This window comes from Streptomyces coeruleoprunus (genome assembly GCF_039542925.1).
GTDB classification, from domain to species: domain Bacteria; phylum Actinomycetota; class Actinomycetes; order Streptomycetales; family Streptomycetaceae; genus Streptomyces; species Streptomyces coeruleoprunus.
In genome coordinates this window covers 6518795-6537708 of the sequence record NZ_BAABIT010000001.1, presented here as the reverse complement: position 1 = coordinate 6537708, position 18914 = coordinate 6518795, and the positions used below count along the sequence as shown (strand labels likewise).

The window sequence follows — 18914 nt, the reverse complement described above, 5'->3', positions numbered from 1 at the left end:
ACCATGCCGGTCGACGAACTCGACACCCGGATCCTGCGGTTGCTCATCGAGCAGCCCCGCACCAGCGTGCGGGAGTACGCGCGGATCCTCGGCATCGCCCGCGGCACGCTCCAGGCCCGGCTGGACCGGCTCGAACGGGACGGTGTGATCACCGGCACCGGCCCCTCCCTCTCCCCCGCCGCCCTCGGCCACCCCGTGCTGGCCTTCGTCCACATCGAGGTCACCCAGGGCCACCTGGACGACGTGGGCGACGCGCTCGCCGCCGTACCGGAGATCGTCGAGGCGTTCTCGATCACCGGCGGCGGCGATCTGCTGACCCGGGTCGTCGCCCGGGACAACGGGCACCTGGAGGACGTGATCCAGGGCCTGATCCAGATCCCCGGCGTGGTGCGGACCCGCACGGAGATGGCACTGCGCGAACGCGTGCCGCACCGGCTGCTGCCGCTGGTGGAGGCGATCGGGCGGCGCGCGTCGCGTACGGAGCGGCGGGCGGACGGCGGTGGCCGGCGGTGACGGCCGTCGTCTTCGACCTCGACGGCACGCTGGTGGACAGCGAGCCGAACTACTACGAGGCGGGCCGCCGCCTGCTGAGCCACTACGGCGTCACCGGCTTCGACTGGGAGCGCCACATCGACTTCATCGGGATCGGGACGCGCGAGACGCTGGCGATCCTGAAGGCGGAGTACGTCATCGAGGCCTCCCTCGACGAGCTGCTGGCCGGCAAGAACCGGCACTACCTGGACCTGGCCGCGGCCGGGACCGAGGTGTTCCCCGAGATGCGGGCTTTCGTGGACCGGCTCCACGGCGAGGGCGTGCCGATGGCGGTGGCGTCCGGGTCGTCGCGCGCCGCGATCGAGGCGGTCCTCCGCGGCACCGGGCTCGACGCCCGGTTCGACGTGCTGGTCTCGGCCGAGGAGGTGCCGCGGGGCAAGCCCGAGCCGGACGTCTTCCTGGAGGCCGCCCGCCGGCTGGGCGCCGATCCGGCGGAGTGCGTGGTGCTGGAGGACGCCCCGCCGGGAGCGGCGGCGGCGTACGCGGCGGGCATGCGCTGCATCGCCGTGCCGTACCTGCCGTCGTCCGTGGACGACCCGGCGTTCCGGAGTGCGGGGCTGTTGTTCCGGGGCGGTCAGCGGGAGTTCACCGCCCGGGCGGCGTACGCGTTCGTCGCCGGCGCGGGGCGCTGAGCGGGCGAAATCCCCCATACCCTTCCCCTTCGGTACGCCTGTTGGCGCTGTGGCATACTCGGCGCGCTCTATGCACGTTCCGGAGTCGGGGGATTGCAGTTGAAGCTTGAAGGTCCCGTGTGTGCCGTTCCCGGCATCACGTGTACTGCCGGCTGCCCGGGCACCGTCCGATGAGCGGCATATCCCTCACGGCCCCGTACCTCGACACGGACGCCGGCCAGCTGTCGTTCACCCTCGGCCGCCCCGCCCGTGAGGCGCTGGCCGTGCGGGAGCTGACCGTCGGCGGCCTGGAGGTGCAGCTGCGCCTGCTGGGCGCGTCCCACCAGGTCTTCGCGGGACCCGTCCGGGAGACCGTGGCGTGTCTGCCCGGCGTCGACGGGGGCCTGCCGGAGTCGGCGGCGCAGGACTTCGACGACTGGGCGTACCGCTTCAGCGCCCGTGTCCGGCGCCTGGACGCGGCGGAGTTCAGCGAACAGGTGGCGCGGATCCGCGCGCTGGCGGACGGACATCCCCAGGCGCTGTACGGGATCTTCCCGGGCTCCCCGGAGGCGATCACGGCGCTGACCGTCGACGCGGACGGCACGGGGCTGAGCTGGCGCACCTGGCACACCTACCCGCAGAGCCGCCAGATCGTGGCGACGCAGACCCGGCTGGAGGCCCGATGAAGACCGCCCGACGCATCACCGTGATGATCCTCGCCCTGGGCGCGCTCGCCGCCTGCGGGAGCGACCCGGAGGACGACGGCAACGACGTGCCGTCGAGCTGGATCCGGCAGGAGTACCGCGGCAGCGGCGCCGGCTACGTCGACCGGACGGACCTGCCGTCCACCGTCGCGAGCGAGATCGACGGTCACACCTCGTCCGTGGCCCGCCTGAGCGACGGCGACAAGGTCTTCCTCCGCTACCGGAACGACATCGTCGCCATCTCCCCGCACCAGCTGGGCGGCAGCCTGATCGAGGTCGCGGACTACCGCACCGGCTACCGCCGCTGGAAGACGAACGTCGGGACCTCGTGGCCGGACCCGGACAGCGCCTCCTTCCGCGGCGGCGGTCCCGGCTCCGGCAAGTGACCCGGCCCGTCCCCACGCCCGTACCTCCACCCCACTCCTGGACGACGTCCCGAAAGGCATCCCCGTGGCACAGATCTTCGAGTCGGCAGGCACCGCCCTGCTCTACGGCCTGGTCGGCTTCGTCGTGATGGTGATCGGCTTCATCGCGCTCGACCTCGTCACCCCCGGCAAGCTCTTCCACGTGGTGTGGACCGAGCGCAACCGCGGCGCCGCGGTGCTCGTCGCCGGCCAGACGGTGGCCGTCGGCCTGGTCATCGAGCAGTCCATCCGGGCCAGCGAGTCCGAGCTGGGGCTGCGCTACGGCCTGCTGAGCACGCTGCTGTACGGCCTGGCCGGCGTCGCCGTGATGACCGTCATCTCCCTCGTCGTCGGCCTGCTGACGCCCGGACGCCTGGGTGCCACCGTGCTCGACGACAACGGCGACCGCCCGCACCCCGCCGCCTGGGTGCAGGCCGCCATGTACATCGGTACGGCCTTCATGGTCGGCGCCGCGGTCTCCTGACCCGCACATGAGCACCACCTCACCGGACCGCGTCGCCCCGGACGCCGCGCCGCCCGCCGCGCGGTATCCGCGGGGGGCGCGGTTCCTGCTGCTGCTCGCCGTGTTCATCTGCGCGGCGTGCGGCCTGGTCTACGAACTGGCGCTGACGGCGCTGGGCAGTTACCTCATCGGCAACTCCGTGATGCAGACCTCCGTGGTCATCTCCGTCATGGTGTTCGCCATGGGCATCGGCTCGCTCGCCGCCAAGCCGCTGCAGCGGCGCGCGGTCGGCTCCTTCGCCCTCGTCGAGGGGCTGCTGGCCCTCACCGGCGGCCTCTCGGTCCTCGTCCTGTACGTGGCGTTCGCCTGGCTGCGGATCTACATGCCGGCGATGGTGGTGGTCACGTTCGCCGTGGGCCTCCTCATCGGCGCCGAGATCCCGCTGTTGATGACGCTGCTGCAGCGGATCAGGCGGCAGGAGGCGGGAAGCGCCGTCGCCGACATGTTCGCCGCCGACTACGTCGGGGCGCTGGTGGGCGGGCTGTGCTTCCCTCTGCTGCTCCTGCCCGCCTTCGGGCAGTTGAAGGGCGCGCTGATCGTGGGCGCGGTCAATGCGGTGGCCGGGGTCGTCGTCGTCCTGTGGATCTTCCGCCGCGAGACGCGCAGAGCGGTCCGCGCCGGGCTGCTGGCGGGGGCGGCGGCGGTGCTCACCGTGCTGGGCGGGGTGTACGTGCTGGCGGACGACATCGAGGTGACGGCGCGTCAGCAGCTCTACCGGGATCCCATCGTGCACGCCGAGACCACCCCGTACCAGGACATCGTGGTCACCCGGTCGACGGCGTTCACCGGCGCGCCGGACATGCGGCTGTTCCTCAACGGCGACCTGCAGTTCTCCTCCGTCGACGAGTACCGCTACCACGAGGCCCTGGTCCACCCCGCGCTGTCGGGCCGGCGGGCGTCGGTGCTGATCCTGGGCGGCGGCGACGGGCTGGCGCTGCGGGAGGTCCTGCGCTACGACGACGTCGAGGAGGTCACGCTCGTCGACCTGGACCCGGCGATGACCCGGCTGGCCCGCACCTTCGAGCCGCTGCTGGCGCTGAACGGCGACGCCTTCGGCGATCCGCGCGTCACCGCCGTCCACGCCGACGCGTTCAACTGGCTGCGGGACGCAGGCCGGCGCTTCGACGCGGTCCTGATCGACTTCCCGGACCCGGACACCGCCGCGCTGGCCAAGCTGTACAGCGTGGAGTTCTACCACCTGCTCGCCCATGTCCTGAAGCCGGACAGCCGGGTCGTGGTGCAGGGCGGCTCCCCGTTCTTCGCGCCGAAGTCGTACTGGTCCATCGCCCGGACGATCGGCGAGTCCGGCTACCGGACCACCGCCTACCAGGTCGACGTGCCGAGCTTCGGCAACTGGGGCTTCGTCCTGGCCGTCCCGGGCGCCAAGGGCCCGAACCCGCCGCTGCGCCTGGCTCCCGACACCCCGCACCTGCGCTTCCTGGACGACGCCGTCCTGCGCGCGGCCACGGTCTTCCCGGTGGACCGCCGCCCCCAGGACGTCCGCGCCAGCACACTGATGGACCCCGCGGTGCTGGAGTACACCCGGCACGAGTGGCAGAACTACTGAGCCTGACGGGGACGGCCGGTCGGGGCCGGGCGCTCAGCCGCAGTGAAATGTACACTTCAGAGGCATTGCCACCGATCCGCACGGCAGTTGGAAGGCGCAACCTTCGTGCGAAGCCCGGGCCGTGCGCACTCGCACATATGCGAACCCCTACCCTGGTGCCCACCACGGACGGATTTCGAACAGTGCGACGAACGGGATGTGACAGGTGACGGGGGCGAACAGCGCGGATCTCGTCGGTGAAGTTCTCGGCGGGCGATACCGCGTGACCGCGATGATCGGCCGCGGCGGCATGGGTGTGGTCGCCAGAGCGGTGGACCAGTTGTTGAACCGCGAGGTCGCCGTCAAGGTCCTGCGGGCCTACACCGACGCCTCCCCGGCCGAACTGGCCGATCTGCGCGTCCGGATGCAGAGGGAGGCGCAGGCCGCCGCCCGTATCCGGCACAGCGGTGTGGTCACCGTGCACGACGTGGTCGAGGAGCAGGGGCTGCCGGTCATCGTCATGGAGCTGGTCGACGGGCCCTCCCTCGACGACGTGTTGGCGGAGCGCGGCTCACTGGATCCGCGCGAAGCGGCGGCGATCGGCGCCAAGCTGATGGACGCGCTCGACGCGGCACACCGGGCCGGGGTCCTCCACCGGGACGTCAAGCCCGGCAACGTCCTGCTCGAGCGCAGCGGCCGGGTCGTCCTCACCGACTTCGGCATCGCCAGCATGGAGACCTCCGGCGACGAGGCCCTGGCCAAGCTGACCCAGAGCGGTCAGATCGTCGGCTCCCTCGACTACCTGCCACCGGAGCGCGCACAGGGCCAGGTACCGGGTGCCGCGTCGGACATCTGGGCGCTCGGCATGACGCTGTACGCGGCCGTGGAGGGCGCTTCGCCGTTCCGCCGTACGTCGGTGTGGTCCACGCTGGCGGCGATCGTCGGCGAACCGCTTCCGGAGCCCCGAAACGCCGGACCGCTCACCCCGGTACTGCAGGCGCTGATGGCCAAGGACCCGATGCACCGGCCCGATGCCGCGCAGGCACGCGAGATGCTGGAGGCGGTCGCCGGGGGCGGGAGGGCGGACCTCACCGCGGCACCGGCGCCCCAGCCCGTCACCGCGCCGGGCTTCGGTCCCGCCGCGGCCACGCCGTTCTCCCAGCCCGCCCCCCAGCCCGTCGCCGCTCCCTACATGCCGGCCGGCGCGTACGCCGCCCCTCCGCCGGCGGGCGCCGCGCAGCCGGGCATGGCGCCCGGCACACCCTCCGGTCACAGCAGCCGTTCCGAGACCCGTGCCACGATGGTCCGCGCGCGGCGCCGCCGCACCCGCACCATCGTCGCGGTGGCGGCCGCCACCGTCCTCACCTGCGGCGGAGTCGCCTACGCCCTGATGAACATGCAAGGCGCCGAGGACGACAACGGGTCCAACACGGCGCTTCCCACGGCGAATTCCCCCGCCGACGGTGACATGTCCGACGCGGGCAGCACGACCGACGGCCCGACCTCCCCGGGGGACCTGACGTCCATGAGCCCCGTCGAGACGCCGTCCGGGACCCCCTCGAAGAAGGATGAGGACCGGGAGCCATCTCCCTCACCGGCGCCCGGCGACGGAGCTGACGAGCCGACCGGGGACCCGTCGAGCTCTGCGAAGGCAACGCCCAGTCCCACAGTGAAGGAGCCCACCCCGGTGTCGACGGCGTGCACCGGCTGGGCCCACTCGAACCCCAGCGACGGCTACGGCAAGGCGGCCCAGAACACCCACCTCTACACCGGGCCGTACGCGGAGTGCTCCTATGTGACCGCGATCAAGTCCGGCACGAAGGTCTACTACCACTGCTATGTCACCAATGCCTATGCCAACAAGTGGATCTACGCCCGTATCGCGGGCACGAAGACCGAAGGCTGGCTGTTCGGCGACAAATCCACCCTGGACGGCGGCACACTCGCCCGCTGCTGAGACCGATCCGCCCTTCACCGAAGGGTGAGTCGCGGATCGCGGCCGAGGCGGCGTCCCGAGACGCCCTGGACCGGCCCCAGGGGGCCGGCCGACGGCGGATCCGTGCTGATGCCCTGGTGGATTGAGTACGGGTGCTCATGTGGGCAGCTGCCGGCAGCCCGCATCGTACGGGCATGCGATCGAATTTCCTCACGAAGTCCCTGCTGGCGGCCGCGCTCGGCGGCGTCGTCGTCCTGGCCGGCTTCGGCGCGCAGAACGCCACCGCCGATCAGAACCCCATGGTCAGCACCGTCGCGGTGAGCGACGACGACGCGGAGGCACGGTTCCTCGAGATGGTGGACCTCATCTCGCAGAGCTGTGCCCCGGACGTCTTTAGCGGCGTCGATGACGTGACATCGGCCTCCGTGGCCGACACCCCGGCAGCGGAGCCGACCCCCGACTCCACCCTGCCCGTCCTGGTCGACCCGGTGCCGCTGACCGCGACAGAGGAGTGCGCCGCCCAAAGGCACCAACTGCGCATCAGCAGGGCGCTCTCGGGGACGGACACGGCCACCTACGAGGACCTGCGGGACAAGCTGACGAGCCTGAACTACCCGGCGGCACGGATCCACCGCATGCCGGACTTCTCGGGCGAGCCCGTGGCAAGACTCGACCTGCGCGTGGGAGCCGAGCACTTGGCGCTGGAGGTCACCGACATCAACAACGGCGTGATGGTGGAGGCGTTCGGCGCCCCGGAGGACGTGAGCGTGACCGAGGTGCGGCTGGAGCCGCAGTGGGACGCGCCCACATCCTGAGGCACCTGCCGACGCCCCGCCGGCACCGTGCCACCGGGTCTCTCCGGCCGGCACCGGGTCTGTCCGGCCGGCGCGGAGGCGATGCCACCCGCGGCGCCGCGCGGCGGTCCCGCTGTACCCGCTACCCGAGGAACGACAAGCGGACCTGCCGCTCCGGATTGTCCCTGTTGGTGTCGACCAGGCACACGGACTGCCACGTTCCGAGGGCCATGCGGCCGTCGACGACCGGGAGCGTGGCGTGGGGCGGGACGAGGGCGGGCAGGACGTGGTCGCGGCCGTGGCCGGGGCTGCCGTGCCGGTGCTGCCAGCGGTCGTCGGCCGGGAGCAGGGTGTGCAGGGCGGCCAGCAGGTCGTCGTCGCTGCCGGAGCCCGTTTCGAGGAGGGCCACGCCGGTCGTGGCGTGCGGGGTGAAGACGTTCAGGAGTCCGTCCCGGCCCGCCGCGACCTCGCGCAGGAAGGAGGCGCAGGCGTCCGTCAGGTCGTGGACGACCTCCCGGTTCCCGGTGACGATCCGCAGCGTACGGGTGGTGAATGCGTCGCTCATGGCTCCATGGTGCCCAAAGGACGGCTCCGGGAAGATCCACGGCACCTCGAGAGTTAGTAGAAACGTGAACGATTTCGGTGTGCGAGAGACGGACGTGGTGGTGGTCGGCGCCGGGCAGGCCGGGCTTTCGGCCGCCTACCACCTGCGGCGCGTCGGGCTGGAACCGGACCGGGACTTCGTCGTCCTGGACCACGCGCCGCGGCCGGGCGGCGCCTGGCAGTTCCGCTGGCCGTCGCTCACGTACGGCAAGGTGCACGGCATGCACGCGCTTCCCGGGCTGGAACTGACCGGCGCCGACGCGAGCCGCCCGTCCTCCGAGGTGATCGGCGGCTACTTCGCCCGGTACGAGGAGGCGTTCGGCCTGCGGGTCCACCGACCGGTCGACGTCACCGCCGTACGGGACGGCGGGGGCGGCCGGCTGCGGGTGGAGACCTCGGAGGGCGTCTACGCGGCGGGGGCGCTGATCAACGCCACCGGCACCTGGGACCGGCCGTTCTGGCCCCGCTACCCCGGACAGGAGACGTTCCGCGGGCGGCAGCTGCACACGGCGGACTACCCGGGCCCGGAGGCCTTCGCCGGGCAGCGGGTGGTCGTGGTGGGCGGAGGGGCCTCGGGCACCCAGCACCTGATGGAGATCGCCGAGGTGGCGGCGGAGACGACGTGGGTGACCCGCACGGAGCCGGTGTTCCGGGAGGGGCCCTTCGACGAGGCCGCGGGCCGTGCGGCGGTCGCGCTGGTGGAGGAGCGCGTACGCCAGGGCCTGCCGCCGCGCAGTGTGGTCAGCGTGACCGGGCTGCCGCTGAACGACGCGATCAGGGAGGCCCGGGAGCGCGGGATCCTCGACCGGCTGCCGATGTTCGACCGGATCACCCCGACGGGGGTCGCCTGGGACGCGGGGTCCCCCGACGGGGCCGAGCGGACGGTGGAGGCCGATGTGATCCTGTGGGCGACCGGGTTCCGGGCGGCCGTCGACCATCTGGCGCCCCTCCGCCTGCGGGAACCGGGCGGCGGCATCCGCGTGGACGGCACGCGAGCGGTACGCGACGAGCGCGTCCACCTCGTGGGCTACGGGCCCTCCGCCTCGACCATCGGCGCCAACCGCGCGGGCCGCTCCGCCGCGGTGGACGTCAAACGGCTGCTGGAGCGGGAGGCCGCTGCCGTGGCGTGAGCCGGGCAGCGCGGGCAGCCGGGCCGGGGCGCTGAACGGCGCTCGCCTTCAAACGCCGGACGGGCTGACATCGAGCGGACAGGCGGCCGCCGCGCCGGAGAAGGGTGGGCGCGGTGTCAGGACGCCTCGCGGCGGTTCTCGTTGAACTCGTCGACGTTCTTCATCTGCTCCTCGTAGCTCTCCGTGAAGCGCGTGTCGCCCGGCTTCACGGTCACGAAGTACAGCCAGTCGCCGGGTGTGGGGTTGATCGCCGCCTGTACCGCCTGTTCGCCGGGGTTGGCGATCGGGGTGGGCGGGAGGCCTACGCGGGCGTAGGTGTTGTACGGGCTGTCGAGCTGCGTGTCGGCGTGGGTGGTGTCGAGGGTGGAGCGGTCCAGTGCGTAGTTGAGGGTCGAGTCCATCTGGAGGGGCATCCCCATGGCCATCCGGTTGTGGATGACCCGGGCGACCTTGCCCATGTCCTCCACGGTGTCCGCCTCCGCCTGCACGATGCTGGCGATGGTCACGGTCTCATAGAGGCTGAGCCCGTTGGCCTGGCCGCCCTGGATGACGCGGGTGGTGCCGAAGCGGCGGCCCGCGGTGGTGACCATGTAGCGCAGGAGGCTCTTGGGGCTGGTTGCGGCGTCGATGGGGTACGTGGCCGGGAACAGGAAGCCCTCGGGGTTGCCCTTCGCGGCGGCCGGCAGGCGCAGCGCGGCGGCCCCGGCGGTGGCGCGGGTGGTGCCGGGCGGCACCTTGAGGGCCTTGTCGACCGCGTCGTACACCTGGCCGGAGCGCCAGCCCTCCGGGATGAGCAGCGTCCGGACGGGCTGCCGCGGCGGCGGCGGGCGCTCCTCCTGCATCAGGAACAGGGGCACCAGGACGCCGGCCGCCACCACGACGAGCGTCCCCGCGATCAGGATCAGCCGGCCACGGCCGGTCAGGCGTGGCCGCCCGTGCGCCTGCCGCGTCTTCCTCTGGAACGTGAACCTCATGCGGGCACGCTAACCCGCACATCGAGCAAACTCCGGCATATCAGTCATATGGACACGTCATCGGAACAGACGAACGTGGGATCGGATGTTCGCCGGAACGTGTGATCGTCCCGGATTCCGTTGCTCAACTCGCCGGCGGCGCATGATGCTTACGGTGCGCAAGCGACGGGCTGCAGACCGCGATTGCGTCGTCCCACCGATATGCACGCTGCACAAGGAGATCGCATCCCATGAACCTCATCACCAACCTGCTCGCCGGTGTCATCCACTTTGTGGGCTGGCTGGTCTGACGCTGTCTCGACTCGGCGCCGCCGCTCCCCCGTCCCACGGGAGCGGCGGCGCTTCCGTGTGGAGATGGGTGTCGCCCTGCACCAGCGCGGCGTACTTGCCCCGCCTGGCCAGCAGCTCGTGGTGGCTGCCGCGCTCGACTATGCGGCCGCCGTCGAGGACGACGATCTGGTCGGCGTCCCTGATGGTGGAGAGCCGGTGGGCGATGGTGATCGTCGTACGGCCCTCCGAGAGGGCGTCGATCGCCTGCTGCACGGCATGCTCGGTGCGGGTGTCGAGAGCGCTGGTCGCCTCGTCGAGGATGAGGACGGGCGGGTCCCGCAGGATGGTCCGGGCGAGGGCCAGGCGCTGTTTCTCGCCGCCCGAGAACCGGTATCCGCGCTCGCCGACCAGCGTGTCGTATCCGTCGGGGAGCGAGGCGATGTGGTCGTGGATCTGCGCGGCCTTGGCGGCGGCCTGGATCTCCGCGTCGGTGGCGTCGGGCCGGGCGAAGCGCAGGTTGTCGGCGACCGAGGCGTGGAAGAGGTAGGTCTCCTGGGAGACGACGCCGACGGCCCGGGTGAGGCTGTCGAAGTCCAGGTCGCGCACGTCGACGCCGTCGAGCGTGACGCGGCCGCCGGTGACGTCGTAGAGCCGGGGCACCAGATAGCTCAGGGTGGACTTGCCGGAGCCGGTGGCGCCGACGACGGCGAGGCTGGTGCCCGCCGGCACGGTCACGTCGATGCCGTCGAGCGTCGGGCGGCCGTTCCTCTCGTCCTCGCCGTCGTAGTGGAAGTCCACCTTCTCGAAGCGCACCTCGCCCTGGATCCGGTCCAGGCGGACCGGCCGCTCCGGCTCGGTGATGTCCACCGGCAGGTCGAGGTATTCGAAGATGCGCTGGAAGAGCGCGAGCGACGTCTGTATCTGCACACCGGTGGAGAGCAGGCTCACGGCGGGGCGGAACAGTCCCTGCTGGAGCGAGACGAAGGCGACGAGGGTCCCGATGGAGATGGCGGGGCCTCCGGCCTGGAGGGCGAGCCCGGCGGCCCAGTAGAGCAGCGCGGGCATGGCCGCCATGACGATGGTGACGGCGGACATCCGCCAGCGGCCCGCCATCGAGGAGCGGACCTCCAGGTCGACCAGGCGCTCGGACTCGGCGGCGAAGGACCGGGTGAGCGAGTCGGCGCGGCCCATGGTGCGGCCGAGCAGGATCCCGCTGACCGAGAGCGACTCCGTGACCGTGGCCGCCATGGCGGCCATCTGCTTCTGCCGCTGGGTGGTGATGGCCTTGCGCTCGCGGCCGACCCTGCGGCTGATCCAGACGAAGAGCGGCAGCAGGACCAGGGAGACGACGGTCAGCCGCCAGTCCAGGGCGAGCATCGCGACGACGGTCGCCACCACCGCGGTCACGTTGGAGACCAGGGACGTCGCGGTCGAGGTGACGGTCGCCTGCATGCCGCCGATGTCGTTGGCGATGCGGGACTGCACCTCGCCGGTGCGCGTCCGGGTGAAGAAGGCGAGCGGCATGCGCTGGAGCTGGGCGTAGACGGCGGTGCGCAGGTCGTGCATGACGCGCTGACCGACCGTGGTGGAGATCAACGTCTGCAGGACGCCGAAGACGCTGGTCACCACCGCGGTGAGGATCATGCCGCCGGCGAGCAGGCTGAGCAGCCCGGTGCGCCCCTGGGGGATCGCGGTGTCGAGGATCTCCCGCAGCAGGAACGGCGAGGCGACCCCGACGAGCGACGAGGCGCAGACGAGCAGCCCGACGACGGCGAGCCGGCCGCGGTACGGGCGGAACAGCCGGAGGATCCGCGCGATCTGCGCGGGCGGCGCCTCGGGGTCGGGGGGCGGTGGCGTCCAGGTGGACTCGGCGTGGATACGCATGGGCTCCTTCGCGAGGTCGTCGGCGGCCGGGCCCCACTGGCACGGGCCGCACCTTTGAGAGGATAGCTCATTGTTACCTAACTTCACAATGAGCATGGTCCTGATACGATTCCGATTATGAACGCTCCCGACGCCGACGGCCTCCTGGCCGAACAGCTGCTGCGGCTGACCCGACGCCTCCACCGCAGCCAGAAACGGCAGCTGGAGGCCGCGGACATCACGATCACACCGGCGCAGTCCCGGCTCCTGCGGACCGTCGCGCACTACGACCACCCGCCGCGCATGGCGGACCTCGCCGAGCGCCTCGAGGTGGTGCCCCGGGCCGTGACCAGCCTGGTCGACGGTCTGGAGGGGAGCGGCCGGGTGCGCCGCGTCCCCGACCCCGCCAACCGCCGGGTCGTGCGGATCGAGCTGACGGAGGAGGGCCGCGCCACGCTGAGGCAGCTCAGGAGCGCGCGCCGGGCGGCAGCAGAGGACATCCTGGCTCCACTGACCGCCGAGCAGCGCGAGGTGCTCGGCGGCCTGCTGGCCGCTCTGGTCGACGGGGTGCCGGAGAGCCGCTGCTGAAGCCGCCGTGCGCCCCGTGCACCGTCGAGGGGACCGTGACATGCCGCTGCTGGAGCCGAAGCCGGACGCCCTCCGCCCGGGTGACCCGACACGGACGCCCTCCCCCGACCGGGTCCCCGACCTGCTGGCGCACGGCACGCCGTCGCGGCTGCGCCACGAGCTGACCGCGGTGCTGGGCCCCGGCAAGGTCCTGTCACGGGCCGCCGACCTGGTGCGCTACGCGTCGGACGCCAGCCCGTACCGGTTCGTGCCGCAGGTCGTGGTGGTCCCCGAGGACATCGACGACGTCTCGGCGATCCTGTCGTTCGCCCACGGCAAGGGCCGGGAGCTGGTGTTCCGCGCGGCCGGGACGAGTCTGAACGGGCAGGCGCAGGGCGAGGACATCCTCGTGGACGTACGGCGGCACTGGGAGGGCGTCGAGGTCCTGGACGGCGGCGCCCGCGTCCGGGTGCGGCCGGGCACCACGGTCGCCCGGGTCAACGCCGTGCTCGCCCGGTACGGCCGGGTGCTGGGTCCCGACCCGGCGAGCGCGGCGGCCTGCACGGTCGGCGGGGTCGTCGCCAACAACGCCTCGGGCATGACGGCCGGCACCACGCGCAACGCCTACCGGACGCTCGCGTCCCTCACGTTCGTGCTGCCGACGGGCACGGTCGTCGACACGGCCGACCCGGCGGCCGACGAGGAACTGGCCCGTGCCGAGCCCAAGTTGTGCGAGGCGCTGCTCGACCTGAAGGCCGAGATCGAGGCGGACCGGGAGCTGACGGCCAGGATCCGCGCCAAGTACCGCATCAAGAACACCAACGGCTACCGGCTGGACGCCTTCCTGGACGGGGCGACACCCGTGGAGATCCTGCGCGGGCTGATGGTCGGCTCGCAGGGGACGTTCGGCTTCATCGCGGAGACGGTCTTCGACACGCTGCCGCTGGACCGGTCGGTGTCCTCGGCGCTGCTGTTCTTCCCGTCCCTGCCCGCCGCCGCGGCCGCCGTGGACCGGTTCACCGAGGCGGGGGCGCTCGCCGTGGAGCTGATGGACGGCAACACCCTGCGGGCCTCGGTCAGCGTCCCGGGCGTGCCCGCCGACTGGGCGGAGCTGCCGAGGGACTGCGCGGCACTGCTGGTCGAGTTCCGGGCGCCCGACGCGGCGGCGCTGGAGGCGCACGAGTGGGCGGCGAGGGAGGTCCTGGACGAGCTGGACCTGATCGCGCCCGTGCCGTCGGTCACCAACGCGTTCACCCGCGCCCCGGGCACGATCGCCGGGTACTGGAAGGCCCGCAAGGCGTTCGTCACGGCGGTCGGCGGCTCCCGCCCCGCCGGTACGACGCTGATCACGGAGGACTTCGCGGTGCCGCCCGCGCGGCTCGCCGAGGCGTGCGCGGCGCTGCTGGACCTCCAGGCGGAGCACGGCTTCGACGCGGCCGTCGCCGGTCACGCGGCGCACGGCAATCTGCACTTCCTGCTGGCCTTCGACCCGGCCAACCCGGCGGACGTGGACCGGTACGCGGCGTTCATGGACGCGTTCTGCCGGATGACGGTCGAGCGGTTCGACGGCTCGCTGAAGGCGGAGCACGGCACGGGGCGCAACATCGCGCCGTACCTGGAGCTGGAGTGGGGGCCGCGGGCCACGGAGCTGATGTGGCGGACGAAGCAGGCCGTCGACCCGGACGGGGTGCTGGCCCCGCGGATCGTGCTGGACCGCGACCCGCGGGCGCACCTGCGGGGGCTCAAGTCCGTCCCGGCGGTGGAGCCGCTGGCCGACGCGTGCATCGAGTGCGGCTTCTGCGAACCGGTGTGCCCCAGCCGGGATCTGACGACCACCCCGCGCCAGCGGATCGCGCTGCGGCGGGAGATGGTGCGGCAGGCCCACGGCTCAGCCGTCGAGGACGTCCTCGTCGAGGCGTACGGGTACGACGCGGTGGACACCTGCGCCGGTGACGGGGCCTGCGCGGTGGCGTGTCCGGTGGGCATCGACACGGGCGCGCTGATGAAGCGGCTGCGCAACCTGCGCCACTCGCCGCGCGAGGAGCGGGCCGCGGCGCTGACGGCGCACAACTTCCCGGTGGTGGAGCGGGCGGCGCGGCTCGCGGTGGGGGTGGCGCACCGGGCCGCGGCGGTGGCGGGCGAGCGGGTGCCGGGCGCGGTGACGGGGGCGCTGCGCAGGGCCGTACGGCCGGATCTCGTCCCGGAGTGGCTGCCGGCGCTGCCGCGCGCGGCGGCGGGCGCGCTGCCGAGGACGGAGCGGACGGGCGCGGCCGCCGTGTACTACCCGTCGTGCGTGAACCGGATCTTCGGGGAGCCGGCCGGGCACCGGGGGCCCTCGCTGCCGCAGGCGGTGGTGGAGCTGGCGCGGAGGGCCGGGCGGCCGGTGTGGCTGCCGGGCGACGTGGGCGGCACGTGCTGCGCCACGATCTGGCACTCCAAGGGCTACGACCGGGGCGCGTACGTGATGGCCAACCGGATCGTCGAGGCGGCGTGGGGCTGGACGGCCGGCGGGCGGCTGCCGCTCGTCGTCGACGCGTCGTCGTGCGCGCTGGGGCTGGCGCGGGAGGTGGTGCCGTATCTGAGCGAGGCGAACAGGGAGCTGCACCGGGAGCTGACCGTCGTCGACTCGGTCGTCTGGGCCGCGGAGACGCTGCTGCCCCGGCTGACGGTACGCCGGCGGGTGTCGTCCGCGGTGGTCCACCCGACGTGCGCGATGCAGCTCCTCGGGGACGGGGACCGGCTGGTGGAGGTCGCCTCGGCGTGCGCGGAGGAGGTCGTCGTCCCGGACGCCGCCGGGTGCTGCGGCTTCGCGGGCGACCGGGGGCTGCTGCACCGGGAGTTGACGGAGGCGGCGACGGCGCGGGAGGCCGTCGAGGTGACGGCCCGGACGTTCGACGCGCACCTGTCGGCGAACCGGATGTGCGAGGTGGGGATGGAGCACGCGACGGGGCGCCGCTACCGGTCGGTGCTGCTGGAGCTGGAGCGGGCGACGCGCCCCTGAATCACGCGTGCGCGCAAGCGCGGTGCCAGGAGGCCACAGGAGTCCATGGGTTCGCACCGGGAGTCCAAACGCCTCCCTTGCGCACCGTGCAACTCAACAGCGAGGGTCCTCCCCGGGATTCATGAACCAGCCGTGCACGACCTGTACTGGAGGTTCCGTGAACGACGCAGTGCCCGGGAACGACGACTCCACCCCTTCGCCCAGCCGCCGCAGCGTGCTGCGCACGACGGCCGGTGTGGCCGGCGCGGGGCTGGCCCTCGGCGCCCTGAGCGCCGCACCGGCCACCGCGGCCGGTCACCCGGCATCGGCCGCGGACCCGGCCGCCGCTCCCCCGCCCCGCCAGGGCGCCACCATGGCGGGGGTGCCCTTCGAGCGGAGGAGCACCGTCCGGGTGGGCATCGTGGGGCTCGGCAACCGCGGCGGCAGCATGATCGAGCTGTTCCTCGCCGTCCCGGGCGTCCACGTGGTCGCCGTCTGCGACCCGGTGCGGGCGAAGGCGGAGGCGGCGGCCGCGAAGGTGGTCGCGGCGGGACAGGCGTCGCCGGCCGTGTACGCCGGAGGGGACCACGCCTACGAGCAGCTGTGCGCGCGGAACGATGTGGACCTGGTGTACGTCGCGACGCCGTGGGACCTCCACTTCGAGATGGCGAGGACGGCCCTGCTGAACGGCAAGCACGTCGGTGTGGAGTGTCCCGTCGCGATGCGGCTGGAGGAGCTGTGGGCGCTCGTCGACCTGTCGGAGCGGACGCGCCGGCACTGCATGCAGCTGGAGAACTGCTGCTACGGCCGCAACGAGATGCGGGTGCTGCGCATGGCGCATGCCGGCCGGTTCGGTGAACTGCTGCACGGGGCCGGCGCGTACAACCACGACCTGCGCTCCCTGATGTTCTCGCCCACGTACTACGAGGGGCCGTGGCGGCGGCTGTGGCACACGCGGCTGCGCGGCGACCTGTACCCGAACCACGGCTTCGGTCCCGTCGCCAACTACATGGACGTCAACCGCGGCGACCGGGTCGTCAGCATCAGCAGCTTCGGTACGCCCGCGCTCGGCCTCGCCGAGTACCGGCAGACCCATATGCCGGCCGGCGATCCGAGCTGGAAGGAGACGTACATCGAGAGCGACCGCACGATCAGCATGGTGCGGACGGCCAGAGGCCGGGTGATCCGGCTGGAGCACGACGTGTCGACGCCCCACCCGTACAGCAGGATCAACAGTCTGGGCGGCACGAAGGGTGTCTTCGAGGACTATCCGGCGCGGATATATATAGAGCCCGACCACCGCAACCACCAGTGGGGCGACTTCTCGGCGTACGCCGCCGAGTACGACCACTGGCTGTGGAAGGAGCACGCCAACCCGCCCGGCGGGCACGGCGGGATGGACTACGTCATGGTGTACCGGCTCATGCAGTGCATGCGTCTCGGGCTCGTCCCGGACTTCGACGTGTACGACGCGGCGACGTGGACGGCGCCGGTTCCGCTGAGCCACCTGTCGGTCAAGGCGCAGGGCGCGCCCGTGCCGATTCCGGACTTCACGCGCGGGGAATGGCGTAAGGCGCGGGCGGGCGTGGACTCTGAGCGGCCGGTGGAGTAGGGAGGGGGACGACCCCCGCTGCGGGCGACGCAGCGGGGGTCCCGGTGTCAGCAGCGCCTGCGGTCCTCCGTCACCGTCCCCTGGACGGTCTTCAGGCTCCGGTCGTAGCAGCCGTCCGAGCCGTACAGCCGGTACCGCTCCGCGGAGGTGCCGACCGCGTGCCGCTGGTCGCGCGGAACGCCCGTCGTGTACGTCGCGTCGCCCGTGTACGTGTCGTCGAGCCGCGACCGGCGCGGCCGCTGCCCGGCGCGTACGACCGTGGTGTCTGCGCGGTCGCCGAGCGTCAGGACCGTGCGGAGGCGGTCCCCCTCGCCGACGGTGGTCTCGCCGTCCATGGTGTAGGTGCGGCGGGTGCGGGTGGTGGTGGGCCCGACGGTCACCGACTCGTCGTCGGTCCAGGTGCCGGTGAGCGCGTCGGGGTTCTCCGCCTCGCCCCAGCGGTGCACGGACGTGTGGCCGAGGACACGGGTGACCGTGGTGGGCACCCGGCCGTGCGAGGTGTCGACGTAGCCGGCGACGGTCAGCCGGTGGCCGGCCCGGGTGTCCAGCCGGTGCGGCGAACCGGCCGTGTGGACGGAGCTGTTGGCGAGGGGGCCCTCCTCGTGCCGGGTCAGCGCACCGGTCACCACCGCGCGGCCCTCGTCCTGCCAGAGGAGCAGGTTGGTGGGGGTGTTCCAGCCGGTCTGGCCGGCCGGTACCCCGGCGACGGAGACCTCGACGCGGTGCGGGCGGCCGTCGTTGAGGAGGGCGGCGAACGGGGTGAGGTCGTACACGATCGGCCGGATGTCGAAGGCGCGCGGCCCCGGGATCACGTACCAGAGGAAGGGGTTGGACCAGCCGCCGGTCCACACCGTCGGGAAGGGAGTGGCGATGCCGGCGAGGCGTCCGTCGACGCTGATGCGGACCTCGCGGTACGGGCCGTCGCCGGCCTTGCAGGAGTAGGGCGCGGCGTCGGGCACGGTCATGTACCAGTACTCCTCGCAGCCGCCGCCGGAGCCGGTGGCGTACACCTCGGCGAGGATCCGCTCGGTGTTGCGCGGGGTGGTGACGGTGTGTCCGGAGTCGGGCGTGAGGACGCGGTCGGGGGTGCGGGCGGGGTCCGGCGGCCGCGTGGCGGCGTGGAAGGTGAGGGTGACGGTGACGTCGATGACTCCGGTGTACGTGTCGTTGACGACGTTGCCGATGAGCATCTCGACCGGCTGGGGGCGGCGCAGGGTGTCGCTGTAACGGGTGATGTCCTTCTCCACCGACCAGGTGATGCCGTCGGGCGAGGGCTGCGGTGTGGAGGTGCGCAGGACTTCGACGCCGCCGATGCTGAGGTGGCCGAGCCGGTCGTACTGGCGTCCCTTGACGTTGCCTTCCAGCCGGAGCACGACCGCGCTCCAGCGGCTGCCGCAGCCGGTGGGCGGCGTGTAGGTGCCGCGGTACGGGGTGAAGTCGCGGAACTGGGCGGTGGCGACGGTCAGCTCGCAGGTGCGTCCGCCGTCGGGCCTGGTCACGGGTGGCGCGGCGGTCAGCGGGTCGTGCCAGTCGGTGCCGAACTCCGCCGGCGGCGGATCCGTGTGCCGCTGCTCGGGCGCGGCGGACGCGGGGGCGCCGGACAGGGTGAGCGCGGCCAGCGCCACCAGGCCGCTGATCATGCTCATGACTCTGCGTCGTCTCATGGGTCGTGAGTGAAGCGCGGGGCGCTGTGGGGGCCAAGGCCGGGCGTGGAAGTTTGGCGTGTTCTGTTCGGTGGTGCTCGAAAATCGTTTGCCCCGGGCAGACGGCCGGAGCGAACCTTGCACGTCTTCACCGCTCGCTCCGTCTTCCTCCTCTCCCACGAACCCCTCCGCCGCTTCGGCC

The 18914-nt window shown here is 72.4% G+C and carries 16 protein-coding genes; 12 read left to right on the top strand and 4 right to left on the bottom strand.

The window, feature by feature from the left end:
- Positions 1-3: 3 nt before the first annotated feature.
- The 8 genes from ABEB09_RS29375 to ABEB09_RS29340 all read left to right on the top strand — a co-directional run bounded on the left by ABEB09_RS29375 (position 4) and on the right by ABEB09_RS29340 (position 7091).
- On the top strand, positions 4-513 hold the full coding sequence (locus ABEB09_RS29375) for an Lrp/AsnC family transcriptional regulator (protein WP_345692934.1): 510 nt from the start codon (positions 4-6) through the stop codon (positions 511-513).
- Positions 510-1184: an HAD family hydrolase gene (locus ABEB09_RS29370; protein ID WP_345692933.1), complete on the top strand. Its 675-nt coding sequence runs from the start codon at positions 510-512 to the stop codon at positions 1182-1184. The genes ABEB09_RS29375 and ABEB09_RS29370 overlap by 4 nt, the downstream gene beginning before the upstream one ends.
- Positions 1185-1354: 170 nt before the next feature.
- Positions 1355-1849: a DUF2617 family protein gene (locus ABEB09_RS29365; protein ID WP_345692932.1), complete on the top strand. Its 495-nt coding sequence runs from the start codon at positions 1355-1357 to the stop codon at positions 1847-1849.
- On the top strand, positions 1846-2253 hold the full coding sequence (locus ABEB09_RS29360) for a DUF4247 domain-containing protein (protein ID WP_345692931.1): 408 nt from the start codon (positions 1846-1848) through the stop codon (positions 2251-2253). Before ABEB09_RS29365 ends, ABEB09_RS29360 begins: the two co-directional genes overlap by 4 nt.
- 64 nt (positions 2254-2317) lie before the next feature.
- A complete protein-coding gene (locus ABEB09_RS29355; protein ID WP_345692930.1) occupies positions 2318-2755 on the top strand; it encodes a DUF350 domain-containing protein in 438 nt (145 codons plus the stop codon).
- 7 nt (positions 2756-2762) lie between these two features.
- Entirely contained in the window at positions 2763-4361 is a 1599-nt protein-coding gene (locus ABEB09_RS29350) for a polyamine aminopropyltransferase (protein ID WP_345692929.1), read from the top strand.
- Between the two features lie 271 nt (positions 4362-4632).
- Positions 4633-6297 (top strand): serine/threonine-protein kinase, encoded by a 1665-nt coding sequence (locus ABEB09_RS29345; protein WP_380841589.1) that lies wholly within the window; start codon positions 4633-4635, stop codon positions 6295-6297.
- Positions 6298-6470: 173 nt separating this feature from the next.
- Positions 6471-7091 (top strand): hypothetical protein, encoded by a 621-nt coding sequence (locus tag ABEB09_RS29340; protein ID WP_345692927.1) that lies wholly within the window; start codon positions 6471-6473, stop codon positions 7089-7091.
- Positions 7092-7212: 121 nt separating this feature from the next.
- Here the strand turns inward: ABEB09_RS29340 and ABEB09_RS29335 are convergent, their stop codons facing one another.
- The gene (locus tag ABEB09_RS29335; protein ID WP_345692926.1) at positions 7213-7635 is read right to left on the bottom strand and encodes a secondary thiamine-phosphate synthase enzyme YjbQ; all 423 of its coding nucleotides are present in this window, start codon (positions 7633-7635) and stop codon (positions 7213-7215) included.
- A 79-nt stretch (positions 7636-7714) separates the two neighbouring features.
- Between ABEB09_RS29335 and ABEB09_RS29330 the strand changes: the two genes are divergently transcribed.
- Positions 7715-8803 (top strand): NAD(P)-binding domain-containing protein, encoded by a 1089-nt coding sequence (locus ABEB09_RS29330; RefSeq protein ID WP_345692925.1) that lies wholly within the window; start codon positions 7715-7717, stop codon positions 8801-8803.
- A 116-nt stretch (positions 8804-8919) separates the two neighbouring features.
- Here the strand turns inward: ABEB09_RS29330 and mltG are convergent, their stop codons facing one another.
- Positions 8920-9777 carry an endolytic transglycosylase MltG gene (gene mltG / locus ABEB09_RS29325; RefSeq protein WP_345692924.1) on the bottom strand — a complete coding sequence of 286 codons (858 nt, stop codon included), beginning with the start codon at positions 9775-9777 and terminating at the stop codon, positions 8920-8922.
- Between the two features lie 261 nt (positions 9778-10038).
- Positions 10039-11931 (bottom strand): ABC transporter ATP-binding protein, encoded by a 1893-nt coding sequence (locus ABEB09_RS29320; RefSeq protein WP_345692923.1) that lies wholly within the window; start codon positions 11929-11931, stop codon positions 10039-10041.
- A gap of 117 nt (positions 11932-12048) precedes the next feature.
- Here ABEB09_RS29320 and ABEB09_RS29315 point away from each other — a divergent pair, with 117 nt between their 5' ends.
- The 3 genes from ABEB09_RS29315 to ABEB09_RS29305 all read left to right on the top strand — a co-directional run bounded on the left by ABEB09_RS29315 (position 12049) and on the right by ABEB09_RS29305 (position 17069).
- Complete coding sequence (locus tag ABEB09_RS29315; protein WP_345692922.1) at positions 12049-12498, top strand: MarR family winged helix-turn-helix transcriptional regulator; 450 nt, start codon at positions 12049-12051, stop codon at positions 12496-12498.
- A 40-nt stretch (positions 12499-12538) separates the two neighbouring features.
- Entirely contained in the window at positions 12539-15478 is a 2940-nt protein-coding gene (locus ABEB09_RS29310) for an FAD-binding and (Fe-S)-binding domain-containing protein (RefSeq protein WP_345692921.1), read from the top strand.
- Positions 15479-15599: 121 nt separating this feature from the next.
- Positions 15600-17069 carry a Gfo/Idh/MocA family protein gene (locus ABEB09_RS29305; protein WP_345692920.1) on the top strand — a complete coding sequence of 490 codons (1470 nt, stop codon included), beginning with the start codon at positions 15600-15602 and terminating at the stop codon, positions 17067-17069.
- Between the two features lie 47 nt (positions 17070-17116).
- Here the strand turns inward: ABEB09_RS29305 and ABEB09_RS29300 are convergent, their stop codons facing one another.
- Entirely contained in the window at positions 17117-18733 is a 1617-nt protein-coding gene (locus ABEB09_RS29300; RefSeq protein ID WP_345692919.1) for a peptide-N4-asparagine amidase, read from the bottom strand.
- Between the last annotated feature and the right edge of the window lie 181 nt (positions 18734-18914).